Raw genomic sequence first — 15,447 nt, 5'->3', positions numbered from 1 at the left:
CCACAAAGTGGTAAGCAAGAGGCCGCCCCGGATGCGTCTGAGACCGGGGAAGCCTCAGTGCCGCTCCATCTGAATCTCTTTGACCACGATGTCGCCGTCGATCACGATCGGTTCGTCATCTAAGAACAAAGAGCAATTGCGCATCGGGATGTCGAGATGACAGGCGGTGTCGTTCGGCCCGCCCAACTCGTTGTTTGGACCCGTCGAGAACATCACGTTGCCGTAGAAACTGCGCGGTTCCATACCCATGCCGCCCGGGAAAGCCCCCGGCACCATGTTGTGCCACTTTGCGTTCGGGTTCATCCCCCAGCCGACATGGCTCATGCCAAGCCCGCGCGGATCGTTAAACGCATCCATGTAGGACTTTACCAGTTCGGCATCGAGACCGCCACGCATATCCGTGATCCAACCTTTTTTGATCGTGTAGGTGATCGGCGAGCTGACATACATATTCTGCGGCAAAAGCACGTCACCAGGGGCCACGACGATCGTCCCGTCTACCCCGTCATCATCGCCGCCCGTGAACACAAAACCCGACGGCCAGTGATCCCAACGCCCCGGTTCATCGGTGCAGGCATATTCCGTCACTGCCGGATAGGTGTTGAGTTTGTAGGTCACATCGGTGCCATGCCTTGATGTGATGCGCATGACCTTGGCTTTCGAGAGCATCTCTCCGGCAATAGTCACTTTCTCTTTGATTTCCTGCGTTGGCAACATCCGCGCCAGAAGTTCGGGTGGCTCGACTGCGGTCAAAATCCGGGTGCCAGCCGCCTGAATCGCAAATTGTTCCGGCGAGAACAACAAGAAGATACAGTCGATCAACATATCGCAATTTTTCAGCGCCTCGACCGCATCGGGCAGGGCGGCCAGCCCGGTTTGACCCACGGCCCATTCCCCGATGATCGGCGGTGCGGGCAGGCGCATGTGATACATGCTTGCGCCAAGCATCCGCCCGGCGGCCATAAACGCATCGGCATAATCGAGGCGCTCATTGCCTTGGGTCAGTACGATGAGGCGTTCATCGCTTTGCACGCCCGACATCTTCAGCTGATGCAGGCAGATTTCCGTGAAACTGGCGTGATCCATTTCTGTCGTCCCTGTCTGTTTATGTGATCGGTCTCAGGCCGTGAAATCCATGGTGGCGGCAAGGAAGCCTTCAAGGTTGTCCCAAGGGATCATGTGTCCCGCGCCCTCGACCCTGCGTACCTCCATCGACGGCAGGAGCGCTTTGAGTTCCGCCTCATCCTCGTCTTGGATGACTGGCGCATTGCCTGCGATCACAAGCCGGGTCGGGATTGTGAGTTTCGGCACATCGGCGTGAATGTCGTCAGTATGAAACCCGTCATAGGCGGTGCGAATTGCGCCCCAATGACAGGTGTGTAGCCATTCGGCCCGCAGTGCGAGCTGTTCGTCGCTCCATGTCGGGCAATAGGCGCGCATGTCCTCTTTGGTGCACCCCTTCACAGCCATTTTGATCGAGTCGCCATACCAGGCCCAAGGCGACGGGTAGGCGCGGCGGTTTGGGCCGGAGACCGGCGGATCGACCAGAATGGCACCTTTGAACACATCGGGTTTGGTCGCCACCGCACGGATCGCGGTGCGCGCGCCCATCGAATGGCCCATGACGATGGGCTGTTCCAAGATCTCGGCCAGTGCCACCGCATCAGCCGCCATAGCATCGAGCGTGTAATCCAGGTCTCCCGTCTCGCTCAACCCGCGCCCACGCACGTCGAGCACATGCACGTCAAATGCCTCCGCGAGGCGTTCGGCGACGAAGCCCCATGTGATCGCAGGCGATGTGATGCCGGGGATAAGCAAAAGCTGCGGCCCTTGCCCCTCATAGCGGATCAAATGATGACGAATGCCGTTGGCGTGCAGGTTATATCCAAATCCCATCTCAACTCTCCTCAATACGCGCCGGACAAAAGCGTCCCGCCACCCGGCACACGGGTGTCAAGGTTCAGCGCTTTGAGCATCTGCCATGTCGTGGCGATGGCGGCAGTCAAAACCGGTTTGCCGGTGATCGCTTCGGCCATGGAAACGGCCGGCAGTGACGGCATTTGGACGCAGGCCGACAGCACCACGGCGTCCACATCGTCGGTTTTCAACCGCTTGACGATCTCCGGCAGGTTCATCGGATCATGTGCCGCAACAGCCAAATTGTCCTGAATTTCAAGCGCAATGTAGTCGCTGACCTCGATGCCTTCGTTGCGGATATATTCCACCACCATTTCGGTCAGCGGCTTCATATAGGGCGCCACTAGGGCAATGCGTTTTGCGCCGAGCGCCCGGATGCCTTCGATCAGCGCCCCTGCCGAGGTCACAACCGGGGCGGGGGCGTCATTGTCGGCGGCAACCTGTGCCAGACGCGGGCCCGACACGCAGTGATAGCCTTTGCCCATGGACATGATCGCCACGAGACAGGCGTAGCCCATCACGTCGACCTTGGCATCGGACAGCTCAAGTGCGCAGCGGTCGCTGTCCGCGTCCATTTTCGCGAGCTCTTCCTTGGTCACATGCTTCATGCGCATCCTTGAAGAGTGAAAGGTGAACCGCTCCGGCTCAATGGCTTCGCGGGCTTTCAACAAGGCTGGAATTTCCGTTTCCATGGTGACGTTTGAACTGGGGACAATTTGCCCGATACGAAAGCTTTTCAATTGCGTGTCTCCGCTGTGACGTTAGGAGCACGTTAAATTAATCATATGTATAATAACAAGTCTAAATATTGAGCAGAAATAGGACTTATTCTGCTGTGGGTTAGCTGTGGTTCAGGGGGCGGCGCGCATGCCTGCGGACAGGAATGTCACCAGTTGGTGCAGCATGTCTTCTTTTCCGAATCCATTCAGATGCCCGTCAGTCAGGTCGTCCAAACGCCCCAAATCATTGAGCATGAAAAGGTAGGTGCCGACCAAAAAGGCCATGCGAGTCGAAATCACATCGCGCGGAATATGTGGCAATGCATCGCACAATGCGCTGATGTAGCGCTTGACGGAGGCGTCGTAGACCTCTCGGCGCAGACGCAGGGCATGTTCTTCGGGCTCGGCGTGAAGCCGCGCTTGCAAAGCGACGAAGGCCGCACCGTTGGGGCCGGAATATTTCATATCCCACTGAGGCTTAAGGTAAGCCAAGAGAATATCTTCGACCTCGGGATTGGGCGTTTTCTCCAAAAGTCGGTCGAGATTGACATGGCGATGCCCGGCCAAAAACCCGCCACGCCGCAGGAAACAGGCGTCAAACAGATCCGCTTTCGAACCAAAGTAATAGCGCGTCAAAGCTTGGTTCACATTGGCGCGCCCGGCGATGTCGCGCAGGCTTGCGCCCTCAAAGCCAAACTCCGCAAAAGCCAGTTCCGCCTGATCTAGAATCACATCGCGCAAATCTTCGCTTTTGGAGGGGCGACCGGGTTTGCGGTTCTGAGAGAGTTTGGAGGCCGTTGCCATACTGTAAACCTTTAACGCGTCTGGGTCGGTAAAAATTATCTAACTGTATAGTCAGGTGAGCTTTTTGAGCAGATCGACAAATTGTTTTGCTTCATGCGGGGTCAGCGGGGCAAGCGTGTCTTCGGAAATCTGTTGCATCCGTGGCAGCGTATCTTCAATCAGAGCACGCCCCTTTTGCGTTGTGGACAACATATAGCGCCGTTTGTCTGTCGGGTCTTTTTCCATCTGGATCAACCCCCGGCTGATCAATCGCGAGACCACGCCTTTGGTGGTGGCGGCATCCATGCCAACAAGGCGCCCGAGGGCATTTTGCGACATCGGCCCGGCCTCGTTGCGCAGGCGAAACAGGGTTGAAAATTGCACCGAAGTCAGGCCGTCGACGATATGCTCGGCGAAAATACTCAGGTGGCGTTGGTTGGCAAGCCGGAGCAAATAACCGACTTGCTCTTCAAGCACATAATGCTGTTCCTGGCTTTCTGTCATCGGTCTGACGAATCCTTCGACGTTTTTCAGAGCTCCGCGGGGGTGCTATGGGGTTAATGTGTAAAAACACGCAGGACGCGCAAGCACAAGCCTGTGGACGTTTTTCATTTGGTCCAAGTATTCCACGCATTCGGAAAAGAAACCTAGAAATTCGTGTGAGGCGGTGTGGATGGCTTTGACGGCTGCCTGTCTATTGATCGAAAGCTGATTAAAATTTAGGCGTGTTTGTCAAATTATAATATTCAATCGAATAATTTGCAATTAACGTTTGCATGCATACGAATATCTTGCTCACACTGGATCATATAATTGCGCAAAACCGCAAACTCATGGCCAAACATGGGGCAAAATGAAACGCACGCTCACTATAACTCTGAACGGGGTCGAGGTCACCACAGAGGTGCCTGCGCACGCACTGCTCTTGGATGTGCTGCGTGAGACCTTTGGTCTGAATGGCCCGAAATACGGCTGTGGCAAGGCTCAATGTGGTGCTTGTACCGTTCTTGTGGATGGCGTCCCGGCGCGCGCCTGCATGTTGGCGGTCAGCCGGGTTCAGGGTGCAAGGATCACGACACTCGAAGGTCTGGTTGATCCCGAAACCGGCGCGCTCTCGCCGGTGCAACAGGGGTTTTTGGACTGTGAGGGTGCGCAATGTGGCTATTGTCTCAACGGCATGGTGATGGCTGCGACCGCGCTGCTGAAGCGTAGTCCCGATCCCAAAACCGAAGATATTGTTCAAGCTTTGCGTCATAACCTATGCCGTTGCGGCACACATAAAGAGATCATCGCTTCGGTCAAACGCGCTGCTGAATTGATGCGGAAGCGTGCCAATGCCTGATGTCGTCCCATCCGCATTGGCCGTGGTGATCGAGGGCCCAAACGGGCCACACACCTATATTTCCCTCGACGCAAAGGGCAGGGCAACCGGATTTAACGGCCATGTGGATTTGGGCACGGGTATCACCACGGCGCTGGCGCAGATCGTCGCGGAGGAATTGGACCTGCCGCTGTCCAACGTCGAGATCGTCCTTGGCGACACGGCGCGCACCCCGGACCAAGGTCCGACGATTGCCTCTGAGACCATTCAAGTCGCCGCGATCCCGTTGCGCAAAGCGGCCGCTCAGGCGCGCATTTGGTTGGCGGATCGTGGTGCACGGGCGTTGAATGCGCCGTTGGGGCAGGTCGCGCTCAAAAACGGTGTGGTCCATTGGAAAGACACTCAGCGCAGCTACGCCGACTTGCTTTTGGACCAGAATGTAACGCTGACCTATGATCCCGACACGCCCACGAAAGACCCCAAAGACTATACCATCGTCGGAACAAAGACTCCGCGCCGTGATCTTGAGGACAAGCTGCGCGGGGCGCATCTTTATATCCACGATCTGAACGTCGAGGGCATGGTGCATGGTCATGTCTTGCGCCCGCCCTATGCCGGGCGTGACAGCGGGGATTTTGTCGGCAGGAGCCTGATTGGTTATGATGAGAGCGCGGTGCAGGACATGCCCGGCTTTATTGCCGTGGTGCGCGAGGCTGATTTCCTCGGTGTCGTGGCCGAGACCGCAGCCCTGGCTCAAGCGATTGCTGAAGCCCTGCCGACTCGTTGGCGGATGCCGCCGAACCTGCCCGATATGTCAAAACTTGCCGACACCATCCGCCACCAACCGGCCACGCCGCGTGTGCTGGATGGAACCGGTGATTTCGACACTGCTTTGGAGCAGGCGGATCATGTAAAAACCCGCAGCTATATCTGGCCCTATCACGAACATGGCTCCATCGGCCCGTCCTGTTCCATCGCCGATTGGAACGGTGCACAGCCGATCATTTGGTCCGGCACCCAAAACCCGCATATGCTGCGTGGCGATCTGGCCGAGCTTGTCGGGCTGAATGCTGAGGCGATTGAAATCCGGCGCTATCAGGCGGCGGGCTGTTATGGCCGCAACTGTGCCGATGATGTGGGCGCGGATGCGCTTTTGCTGTCGCGTGCGGTGGGCAGGCCTGTGCGGGTGCAACTGACCCGGGCACAGGAGCATCTTTGGGAACCCAAAGGGGCGGCCCAGGTGATGGATGTGCAAGGAGGGCTGAAAAAGGCGCGGCTTGATGCCTATGCGATTGACACATGGTATCCATCGAACCGGGCACCGAACCTTGGGTTGTTGCTAACCGGGCGGGTCGATCCCGCGCCGCGTCCCGCCGATATGGGCGACCGCACCATCGTGCCGCCCTATGAAATTGCCAACAAGCGGATCACCGTGCACGATATGGCGCCAATTGTGCGCGCCTCTTGGATGCGTGGCGTCTCGGCCTTGCCCAACACCTTTGCCCATGAAAGTTTTATGGATGAAATGGCGTTTGAGGCGGGCGAAGACCCGGTCGCTTTCCGGCTCAGGCATCTCAAAGACCCGCGGGCAATGGATTTGGTGCGCCGGACCGCTGAGGCTGCGGGCTATGTCCCGCATGATGGTCCGCGTTTGCGGCGCGAAGGGCGGATGGCCTATGGTCAGGGCTTTGCCTACGCCACCTATGTGCATGGGCCTTTTCCCGGCACAGCCGCTGCCGCTGCCGCTTGGGTGGTGGATGTTGCGGTCGATCTCGAGACCGGAGAGACCACCCTGTCGCGGGTGTTTGTTGGCCAGGATCAGGGCTTGGTGATCAACCCGGACGGTGTGCGTCAGCAAATCCATGGCAATGTCATCCAGACCGCCAGCCGGGTGATGGCCGAAGAGATCACCTTTGACGAGATCGCGCCTAGGGCACAAAGCTGGGCCGCCTATCCGATCCAAACTTTCCCCGCTGTGCCCGACATCGAGACGATGCTGATCGAGCGCCCCGATGAGCCGGCTTTGGGTGTGGGCGAAAGTGCCGCGGTGCCGTCTGCTGCTGCCATTGCCAATGCGATTTTCGACGCCACGGGCGTGCGGATGCGCGAAGTGCCGTTTACGCCCGAAAAGCTGCGCCGGGATTTGGCGGTTCAGGCCGGGGTACGGTTGAGGCTGCCATCGACCCAAACCCACCCCGCCAAAAAAAGCCGCAAGATCGGGGCTTTGGTCGCGGCCCTTGGTGGTGTGTTGACATTGGGTGCGGTTTCAGTGCCGCTGCACCGCAGCATTCCCCCGACAACGCCGCCCGCGCCGGCCACCTTCTCTGCCGAGACCCTCGCGCGGGGCAAAGAGGTCTTTGCTCTGGGGGATTGTGCCGTCTGTCACACCGCCGAGGGCGGGGTGAAAAACGCGGGCGGCAGAGCGGTCCCAACGCCCTTTGGCACGGTCTACACCACGAACCTGACGCCCGATCCTGAAACGGGGCTTGGCAGATGGTCGTTCGAGGCCTTTGAGCGCGCCATGCGCCACGGCATCAGCCGCGAGGGTCACGCTCTCTACCCGGCCTTCCCCTATACCTCCTTCGCCAAAATCGACGGCGCGGATATGTACGCGCTTTATGCTTATCTGCAAACGCTGCCCGCCGTTTCCGCGCCGACGCCCAAGGCTCAAATGATTGCCCCTGCCAATCTGCGTAACGGGGTTGCGGCGTGGAATTGGCTCTATCACGATGCCACACCTTTTGCGCCCGATCCGGCCCAATCTGAGGCCTGGAATCGTGGCAAATATCTCGTTGAGGCGGCGGGTCATTGTTCCGGCTGCCACGCGCCGCGCAATGGGGCAGGAGCGGAAATGCCCAATATGACCGGCGCTGTGGTCGAGGGGTGGTATGCACCGCCGCTTGAAGGATTGGCCAACGCACGGATGAATTGGGACGAGGCAAGCCTCTTTGCATATTTGCGCAAAGGCCACGCGCCGAATGCCAGTGCCTCCGGCCCGATGGCCGAGGTGGTCGAAAGCCTGCAAGAGGTGCCCGATCCCGACATCCGCGCGATGTCGGTCTATTTGGCCTCGCTGATGGCCCCCGCACCAGACTCTCTGCCTGAAACACGCGCCCTGCCGCGTGAGGCCGATCTGCCGCCAAGCCGCGCCAGCCGGCTGTTTGAAAGCGCCTGCGCCTCCTGTCACGATCCGGTATTTGCCGACAGCCTCACCGTGGCGCGGATACCCCTGACACGGGCTCCGGTCTTGCGCGCGCCGACATCCGAGGCGTTGACGAGCGTACTCAACGAGGGCCTGCGCGCCCCCGAAGGTCTTGATCTGCGCGATATGCCGTCTTTTCGGGATGAGTTTTCTGACGCCGATCTGACCGAGTTGACGCAGTACCTGCGCGCCCGGTTCGCGCCCGATTTGCCCGCCTGGCGATGACTTCGGCTTTGAACAGGTCATTGATCGTCTCGGCCCGCGCGCTATCGACCTCGGTCTTCTTGACCCAGTCGTTCAGGGTGTGAGCTGCGCAGCCGATCTTTGCCGCAATTGGCATGATCGTCGGCCAACGCGATCCGTCCTGACTCGTGTTGTCGAGGACCAGCCGCCCATCACCGTTCGCCCGGCTGAGGGCGGCGATGATCTCGCTGCATCATAAAAGAGCGGGCCTTTGTTTGGCCTCGGTTGACCGTTTCCGTGTCGCTGGCATGGGACGGTGCCTTCGTTTCACGCATTACGGATCGCGGACCCAAGATTGTGCGGAACTGCAAGGGGACGATAGCCACTTTCGTTCACGGTGTCTTCCACGGCGCGCCATCAGCCAACTCATCCGCCAAAAAGTCGATCAGTGCCCTCAATTTTGCGGGCATCGGGTGAATGTGTGGCCAAACAGCGCTGATCGGCATATCGCGGGTTGTGGCCTCGGGCAGGACCTGCTCAAGCTGCCCCGACGCGATGGCGGGGAATGCGATGAAACCCGGCAGCATGGCGAGACCAATCCCGGAAATTGCGAGATCACGCATGGTTTCACCATTGTTGACCATGGCGGCTTCACGGACGGCCGGATGCACGTCGCGACGACCGGTGCGAAACCGCCACAGCGTGGAATTTGGCATGTGGCTATAGCCGATAACGGGCTGACCAGTCAGATCCAGCGGCGTTTCGGGTCGGCCATGACGGTCAAGATACGCGGGAGAAGCGCAGGCAACCGAGACATCGTTGCAAAGTTTCCTGGCCATTAGCGCGCTGTCCTGCAACGGACCGATCCGAACGGCGAGATCGAAACCCTCACGCGCCAGATCCACTGTCCTGTCGTCATATTCGATACGCAGGCTCAATGCGGGATTTTGCGCGGCAAACTGTCCAAGGATCAAAGAGAGGTGCAGTGTGCCAAAACTCATGGGCGCGGCAATCGACAAGGTTCCGCGCAGCTGTTCTGTACTGCCCCAGGCCGCCGCTTCGGCGGCGGAGCGCAAATCGGCGAGTGCGGGGCGGATACGCTCGGCAAATCTCTGAGCGCTTTCTGTTGGGGCGATCCGGCCGGCATTGCGCCGAAACAGGGCGGTTCCCAATTCAAGCTCCAAGTCGCTGATCCGTTTGCTGATCACGGATTTCGACAGGTTGAGCCGCGCGGCGGCCGCCGTCACGGTTCCGAGTTCGAGAACGGCGAGGAACGTTTCCAGTTGGTCGAGATCATAACGCATAGGGGAGGAATACCCGTGTCGTTCGCATTTGTCGAACGCCATGTGCGGCATTGGCTGTCTGGATAGAACCGTGTCCCGTCCCCAAATTCGACGCAACGAAAGGAGGCCGATCATGCAACTTACCGGTATACATCACCTGACGGCCATCACCGCCGATGCGCCCGCAAACAATCGCTTTTATACCGAAACTTTGGGAATGCGGCGGGTCAAAAAGACCGTCAATCAGGACGACACCTCTGCGTATCATTTGTTCTTTGCCGATGGCGCGGGCCGCCCTGGAAGCGACCTGACCTTTTTTGACTGGCCGGTTGCGCCCGAACGGCGTGGCACGCATTCGATCAGCCGTACTGGTTTGCGGGTGGCTGAAAACAGTCTGGAGTATTGGGCCAATCGCTTGCGCGATGCCGATCTGACGGTTGGAGAGATTGCCGCACTTGACGGGCGCGCAAGCCTCGACTTCGAAGATCCCGAAGGTCAAAGGTTTCGCCTGATCGCGGATCAACCGGGAACGGCCCATCCTTGGGATCGCAGCCCGGTTCCGGCGCCTACCAGATCCGGGGTCTGGGTCCGATCACGATCTCCGTGCCCGATCTTACGGCAACAGATCTGATCCTGACCAAGGTCATGAACATGGGGAAACTCCGGGAATACGCCAGCCCTGATGGCGTCGGGCAAGTCCATGTCTATCGCATGGGCGATGGTGGCCCATCGGCGGAACTGCATGTCGCGGTCCAGCCGGATCTGCCGGTGGCCCGTCAAGGGGCGGGTGCGGTGCACCATGTCGCTTTTCGCGTGCCGGATGTACCGACGCTCCACAGGTGGGCGCAACGGTTGAATGACTTTCACGTGCCGTCCTCCGGCGAGGTCGAACGGTATTACTTCCGCTCGCTCTATTTCCGCGAGCCAGGCGGCAATCTGTTCGAAATCGCCACAGACACACCCGGTTTTGCCGTGGATGAGCCGTTCGAGACCATGGGCGAGTCACTGTCCCTGCCGCCCTTCCTCGAAACGCGGCGGGATCACATTGAGGCGGGATTGAAGCCGCTGGACTGACCTTTTGAAGAGCTGCCGATTCCGGCGGCTCTTTGCATGCACAGCAAAGTTGCTAACCATTCGATAATTTTGCAAGATTTCAGGATGAGCAGGGGACGTAGCAATGACTGAATTTCCAATCTGGCGAAAGCCGCAACACCACATGGATGCGGAAAACCCGACAAACCACGTTCATTGGGTCGAATTGTTCTTTGATCTCGTCCATGTGGTCACAATTTTCCTGTTGGGGAATTTCCTGTCGCATCACTTGGACTGGCACGGGTTCCTGATCTTCACGGGCCTCTTCATCGCGTTTTTCTATGCGTGGGCCGATAGTTCAATCTATAACTCGCTCTACATCTCCACTGATATTCCCCATCGCCTTATCATGGCGGCCCAAATCGTGACTGTCATGTTCTTTGCCGCCTCCCTGAATGCGGTGACCGGCAAGGGTTGGGTCTATTTTGCACTGGCATTCGCCGCCAACCGCGGGTTGACCGGATTGCTGTATTGGCGCGCGCGCGGCGGCGAGAACGATCGCTGCGGCTTGGCCTACGAACAAGGACGAAACTTTTTCATCCTCGCGATTGTATTCGCCCTATCCGCCTTCTTGCCAAAGCCCTTGGCCTATTGGCTGTTTGGTGCAGGGCTTATCGCCATCCAACTGCAATACATGTTGCCAAAGATAGGCACGCTGAGGTTGGAGCGTTTCGTGCCGCGACTTGGCCATATCTCCGAACGTTTCGCCCTGATCATGCTGATCCTGCTCGGTGAGGGGTTCTTCAAGATGGTTGTTACACTGTCTGACAAGGGCATCTATAAACTCGGGGCTGGGGCCTTATTGAACATGGCCATCGGTGGCCAGTCGCTTTTTGCCATGGCCTGGGTCTATTTTGATGGTGTCGGCAACGCAAAGCCGAAATCCCGCATGTTGGGGACGTTGCTGGGGTACTGGTTCGGTCACATCGTTCTGATGTGGTCAACGGTCATGGTCGGTGTGGCGTTGGCCGGGGAAATCTATGTCGGCATTCTGGCCCCATACCCATACGACTATGGCATCATCGGAACCGTTGGCCTGAGCGTCTTTCTGGCATCGATCTGGCTGTTGCAACAGCTTGTCGAAGGGCGCGATACCACGCGTCGGCATTCTCATGGCGGCGTGCGTCTGTTTGGGATCGCTGTGACGGTCGTCCTGCTTCTGGTTCTGCCCCATGTGCCAGCCATCGTGGGCAACACTCTGTTTGGGACCGCGCTTTTCTCACAGATCGTCTGGCCACTTAGCATTGCCCTTCGCGAAAGACGTGCCAAGAGATGACCGGGACCGCCTCTCATGTACGGCATCGGGTTTATCAGACCCTGGAAAACCCCAGTCGCACTGACCGGGCGTCTTGGGCGATTGAGATTGGTCTGATCCTTCTCATCTTTGCCAGCGTCACTGCAGTGGCACTGGAAACCGTGCCAGACCTGTTCGCACGTTATCGGGTTGAGTTTCGCCGCTTTGATCTCTTTGTCACCCTCGCCTTTTCCGTGGAATATGTCGCACGGGTCTGGGCCGCGCCCGAAGCCCGGCCGGACGAGCCCGCGTGGCAGGCCAGACTGCGCTACATGCGCTCTCCGATGGCGGTGATCGACCTTGTCGCGATCCTGCCTTTCTATCTGACGCTTCTCATGCCGCTGGACTTTCAACTCTTGCGCGTTTTGCGGCTGTTGCGCATCTACAAGCTGACCCGGTATTCGCCAGCGCTGTCCGTTCTGATGGCGGTGATCCGGGAGGAGGCGGCGACGCTTTTGGCCGCCTTTTCCATCCTGACGATCCTGCTCATATTCGCCGCTGCCGGTGCCTATATGGTCGAACACGAGGCACAGCCGGATGCCTTCGGTTCTGTGCCCGCCGCGATGTGGTGGTCGATGGTCACGCTGACGACCGTCGGATACGGTGATGTTACGCCAATCACGCCGCTGGGGCGGGTATTTGGTGGGGCGATCACCATTTTGGGCGTCGGCATGGCCGCGCTTCCCGCCGGTATCATCGCCAGCGGTCTGGCCGATCATCTGCATCGCCGCCGCGATCTGTTGCGCGAGGAATTCCGCTGTGCGCTTGAAGACGGGCAAATCGACTTGGGCGAAGGTCGCAAGATCGAAAAGCTTCGCCGCGACCTTGGCATCAGCAGAGAAATCGCCCACAGCATCCATCAGGACGTGCGGCGCAAGCAGGTTCAACGATCCCAATGCACATGCCCTCAATGTGGGTATGAATTCCAACACATAGGAGATGAAGAATGAGCACAATCCTTGGGATTTCCGGCAGCCTTCGTAAAGCCTCTTTCAATACAGGACTGTTGCGCGCGGCAGTAGAGGTGACATCCGATGACGTTCAAATCGACATCGGGTCCATTGCCGATGTGCCGCTCTACAATGCCGATGCCGAAGCCGCCGAAGGTTTGCCGCCGGCGGTGCAGGTATTGCAGGCGCAGCTTGCATCGGCGGACGGGGTGTTGCTGGTTACGCCCGAATATAACAACGGCATCCCTGGCGTCTTCAAGAACGCGATCGATTGGATGTCACGGGGCGAGGGGTTGAAGCTGTTCGTGGGGAAACCCATCGCCGTGATTGGTGCCTCTCCGGGCGGGTTTGGTACAATCATGGCACAGAACCATTGGTTGCCGGTCTTGCGAACGCTGAAATGCGATCTGTGGACAGAAGGCCGCCTGATGGTCTCGCGTGCGGGCAGTCTTTATGATGAGGCGGGCAATCTGACCGACGACAAGACGCGCGCGATGCTGGGCGATTACATCAAGTCCTTTGCCGCCAGCCTGTAGGCCGTGAGCCGGACTTTCCCGCTCACGGTCTCGGCAACCGGATCGACGTGGTGCCCTTCGACCTGCCGGACATTGGCAATGTCAATCAGACCCCAACCCGGTCTGATTGATCTCCGTCACGCCTGACAATTCGGCCATAACCTCTACTCCTTATGGATCTTCATGGATCTTCGCCAGGTTTGGTTGTGAACAGATCGGCCCATTCGGGATGCTTGGCGTATTGGCTGCGCACAAAGGGGCAAATCGGAATAATGCGGAACCCGGCGCGGCGCGCATCCTCCAGCATGTAGTTCAGCAGGGCCTTGGCAACGCCATGTCCGCTCATTGTGGCGGGCACGCCGGTATGATCCGCACTGATGATGCCCGCGCCTTGATGGCGAAACGTGATCTCGGCTTCGGCGTCGATCCCGGCGAGACGGGCGACGTATCGCCCGCGCCGTGCGCCCTCTTCTTTTGACAGTATGAGGTCGGTCATCTCGGTTCTCCTTGCGGGATCTTTGCCAGCCATTTTGCGGCGATACGCACATCTTCGGGCGACAGGTCGTGTCCGGCGTCGATAATCTGGGCATTGAGAGTTGCGCCGCCCGACGTGAGGGAGGCTTCCAGTTGCGGGACCATGCGCCCGAACGGGTCCTGTGCGCCGGTCAAAAGTAGAACGTCGCTGTCTGTCAGATCGGCTGTTGGTGCGTCTTCGAGCGCCTCGATCCCACGTAGCAGGATGGCGCGTTGCACCACACCGGGATGCAACCGCAAGATTGCACCCAACAGGTTTGCCCCGTTGGAATACCCAAGGAATGTCGTCGTTTTGGGGTCTAGCCCATAACTCCGGGTCGCCCCCTCGACGAATGCCACAAAGGCGCGCGCCTCTGCACGAATGTCGTCCTGATCATAGGTCACGGCGTCAAAGCGCCGGAACCAGCGCGTGATCCCTTCTTCGGTGGCTCGGCCACGAACCCCCAAAAGAGTGGCGCGCGGATTCAGCCTGGCCGCCAAAGGCATCAGATCGGCTTCATTCCCGCCGGTGCCATGCAACAGCACAATGGTAGAGCCGTCGGGGGTGTCCGGCGTATGGAACCGGTGAACAAATGGCAGGTCTCTCATGGGTCTCCTTTCCTCGCCCGGACGGGCAAACTGCGGCAGGGTCACGCGCAAATCAGCAGCGCGCGCCGCATCTGTGGCCGGAATCATCAGGGTCTCACCCAGATGGGCGGCGTCTTCATCCGCGGTGAAGCCGGGGGCATCGGTGGCGTATTCGATCAGCGTTCCCATCGGTTCACGCACGTATAGCGACAGGAAATACTTTCGATCATGCACATTGGTCACACCGTTCTGGGTCACACCGTCCTGCGTGCGCAGGTCCAGTCGCATCTGGCGAAGGGCATCGACATCACGGGCTCGAAAGGCCACATGGTCGAACATACCTGTGCCGGGGAGTGCCGGAACGAACCCTGCCGAGGCCCGCACATCCACCACGTCCTGATCCGATCGCAACCGGATGAACGGCCCGTCTCGCAACGCTTCGGAATAGCCAAACCGCACCAAGAAATCCGCCGTCGCCTGCGCATCCTCCGACAGGAGGGTCACGCCGTGTATCCGTGTCGGCGCGACGGGATCGGCCAGCGGGGCGGTGGCCAGCGCATCGCCGCCCACGAGTTTCACGACAATCCCGTCGGGATCGCGCAGCCGCAGCACTGTTTCGCCCAGTTCCCGCGTCGGCCCGCTGACCTGAATGCCTGCGGTCATCGCACGGGTCAGCCAATCGCCCAAGCTGTTTTTGGGAACCGTAAAGGCGACCTCAGACAGCGCGCCAAGACCGACGCGGCCCGGTGCGCCGTCCTGCCAGACCAGAAAGGTTGTGATCGAGCCTGGACTGCCCAAAGCATCGCCGTAGAACAGGTGCAATTGCTCTGCGTCCTCGTAGCCGCCGGTCTGTTTCACCAACTTGAGGCCGAGAAAACCGGCATAGAAATCGACGTTCTTTTGAACATTGCGTGTGATTGCGGTGACGTGATGGATGCCGGTTGTCATGGTGCCCCTCATTTGGAAACAACTCTCTGTCCGCCAAATGGGGACGTCACAACAGTCTCTCAACACCGACGATATGGAACCCTGCGTTCCATGGTAGCGAACAGCTATCGCTTTTCAAGGGCGCGCTTTTGCGGCTAAC

15 protein-coding genes are annotated in these 15,447 nt (G+C 58.9%); 7 read left to right on the top strand and 8 right to left on the bottom strand.

All coding sequences use genetic code 11. The annotated features are described in order from the left end of the window. Positions 1-54: 54 nt before the first annotated feature. From C8029_RS05380 to C8029_RS05360, 5 genes are all read right to left on the bottom strand, one after another. Positions 55-1,086 carry a 2,5-dihydroxypyridine 5,6-dioxygenase NicX family protein gene (locus C8029_RS05380; protein ID WP_152002440.1) on the bottom strand — a complete coding sequence of 344 codons (1,032 nt, stop codon included), beginning with the start codon at positions 1,084-1,086 and terminating at the stop codon, positions 55-57. A gap of 33 nt (positions 1,087-1,119) precedes the next feature. After that, positions 1,120-1,896: an alpha/beta fold hydrolase gene (locus C8029_RS05375; RefSeq protein ID WP_152002439.1), complete on the bottom strand. Its 777-nt coding sequence runs from the start codon at positions 1,894-1,896 to the stop codon at positions 1,120-1,122. An 11-nt stretch (positions 1,897-1,907) separates the two neighbouring features. Next, entirely contained in the window at positions 1,908-2,657 is a 750-nt protein-coding gene (locus C8029_RS05370; RefSeq protein ID WP_502707583.1) for a maleate cis-trans isomerase family protein, read from the bottom strand. A 111-nt stretch (positions 2,658-2,768) separates the two neighbouring features. Next, positions 2,769-3,440, bottom strand: a complete 672-nt coding sequence (locus tag C8029_RS05365) for a TetR/AcrR family transcriptional regulator (RefSeq protein ID WP_009573228.1) — start codon at positions 3,438-3,440, stop codon at positions 2,769-2,771. A gap of 51 nt (positions 3,441-3,491) precedes the next feature. Then, positions 3,492-3,923 carry a MarR family winged helix-turn-helix transcriptional regulator gene (locus C8029_RS05360; protein ID WP_009573227.1) on the bottom strand — a complete coding sequence of 144 codons (432 nt, stop codon included), beginning with the start codon at positions 3,921-3,923 and terminating at the stop codon, positions 3,492-3,494. A 349-nt stretch (positions 3,924-4,272) separates the two neighbouring features. Between C8029_RS05360 and C8029_RS05355 the strand changes: the two genes are divergently transcribed. Then, on the top strand, positions 4,273-4,761 hold the full coding sequence (locus C8029_RS05355; protein WP_009573226.1) for a (2Fe-2S)-binding protein: 489 nt from the start codon (positions 4,273-4,275) through the stop codon (positions 4,759-4,761). Further along, positions 4,754-8,167 (top strand): molybdopterin cofactor-binding domain-containing protein, encoded by a 3,414-nt coding sequence (locus tag C8029_RS05350; RefSeq protein ID WP_152002438.1) that lies wholly within the window; start codon positions 4,754-4,756, stop codon positions 8,165-8,167. Before C8029_RS05355 ends, C8029_RS05350 begins: the two co-directional genes overlap by 8 nt. Positions 8,168-8,517: 350 nt before the next feature. Here the strand turns inward: C8029_RS05350 and C8029_RS05345 are convergent, their stop codons facing one another. Continuing rightward, positions 8,518-9,429, bottom strand: coding sequence for a LysR family transcriptional regulator (locus C8029_RS05345; protein ID WP_009573224.1), 912 nt, complete (start codon positions 9,427-9,429; stop codon positions 8,518-8,520). 112 nt (positions 9,430-9,541) lie between these two features. Here C8029_RS05345 and C8029_RS22265 point away from each other — a divergent pair, with 112 nt between their 5' ends. The 5 genes from C8029_RS22265 (at position 9,542) to C8029_RS05325 (ending at position 13,280) form a co-directional block, all read left to right on the top strand. Further along, complete coding sequence (locus C8029_RS22265; RefSeq protein WP_226946237.1) at positions 9,542-10,039, top strand: VOC family protein; 498 nt, start codon at positions 9,542-9,544, stop codon at positions 10,037-10,039. Then, positions 10,012-10,482 carry a VOC family protein gene (locus C8029_RS22260; protein WP_286189725.1) on the top strand — a complete coding sequence of 157 codons (471 nt, stop codon included), beginning with the start codon at positions 10,012-10,014 and terminating at the stop codon, positions 10,480-10,482. The genes C8029_RS22265 and C8029_RS22260 overlap by 28 nt, the downstream gene beginning before the upstream one ends. Before the next feature lie 103 nt (positions 10,483-10,585). Then, on the top strand, positions 10,586-11,776 hold the full coding sequence (locus tag C8029_RS05335; protein WP_152002437.1) for a low temperature requirement protein A: 1,191 nt from the start codon (positions 10,586-10,588) through the stop codon (positions 11,774-11,776). Continuing rightward, complete coding sequence (locus tag C8029_RS05330) at positions 11,773-12,744, top strand: ion transporter (RefSeq protein WP_009573221.1); 972 nt, start codon at positions 11,773-11,775, stop codon at positions 12,742-12,744. Before C8029_RS05335 ends, C8029_RS05330 begins: the two co-directional genes overlap by 4 nt. After that, on the top strand, positions 12,741-13,280 hold the full coding sequence (locus C8029_RS05325) for an NADPH-dependent FMN reductase (RefSeq protein WP_152002436.1): 540 nt from the start codon (positions 12,741-12,743) through the stop codon (positions 13,278-13,280). The genes C8029_RS05330 and C8029_RS05325 overlap by 4 nt, the downstream gene beginning before the upstream one ends. Before the next feature lie 160 nt (positions 13,281-13,440). On the opposite strand, the gene C8029_RS05320 is transcribed toward C8029_RS05325, so the two are convergent. Further along, a complete protein-coding gene (locus C8029_RS05320; RefSeq protein ID WP_009573219.1) occupies positions 13,441-13,755 on the bottom strand; it encodes a GNAT family N-acetyltransferase in 315 nt (104 codons plus the stop codon). Further along, positions 13,752-15,308, bottom strand: coding sequence for a VOC family protein (locus C8029_RS05315; RefSeq protein ID WP_152002435.1), 1,557 nt, complete (start codon positions 15,306-15,308; stop codon positions 13,752-13,754). The genes C8029_RS05320 and C8029_RS05315 overlap by 4 nt, the downstream gene beginning before the upstream one ends. Between the last annotated feature and the right edge of the window lie 139 nt (positions 15,309-15,447).

The organism is Roseobacter sp. TSBP12 (assembly GCF_009129705.1).
In the GTDB taxonomy this organism is placed as follows: Bacteria; Pseudomonadota; Alphaproteobacteria; order Rhodobacterales; family Rhodobacteraceae; genus Celeribacter; species Celeribacter baekdonensis_A.
The sequence above is the reverse complement of the archived record's forward strand: the minus strand, read 5'-3'. Positions and strand labels throughout refer to the sequence as shown.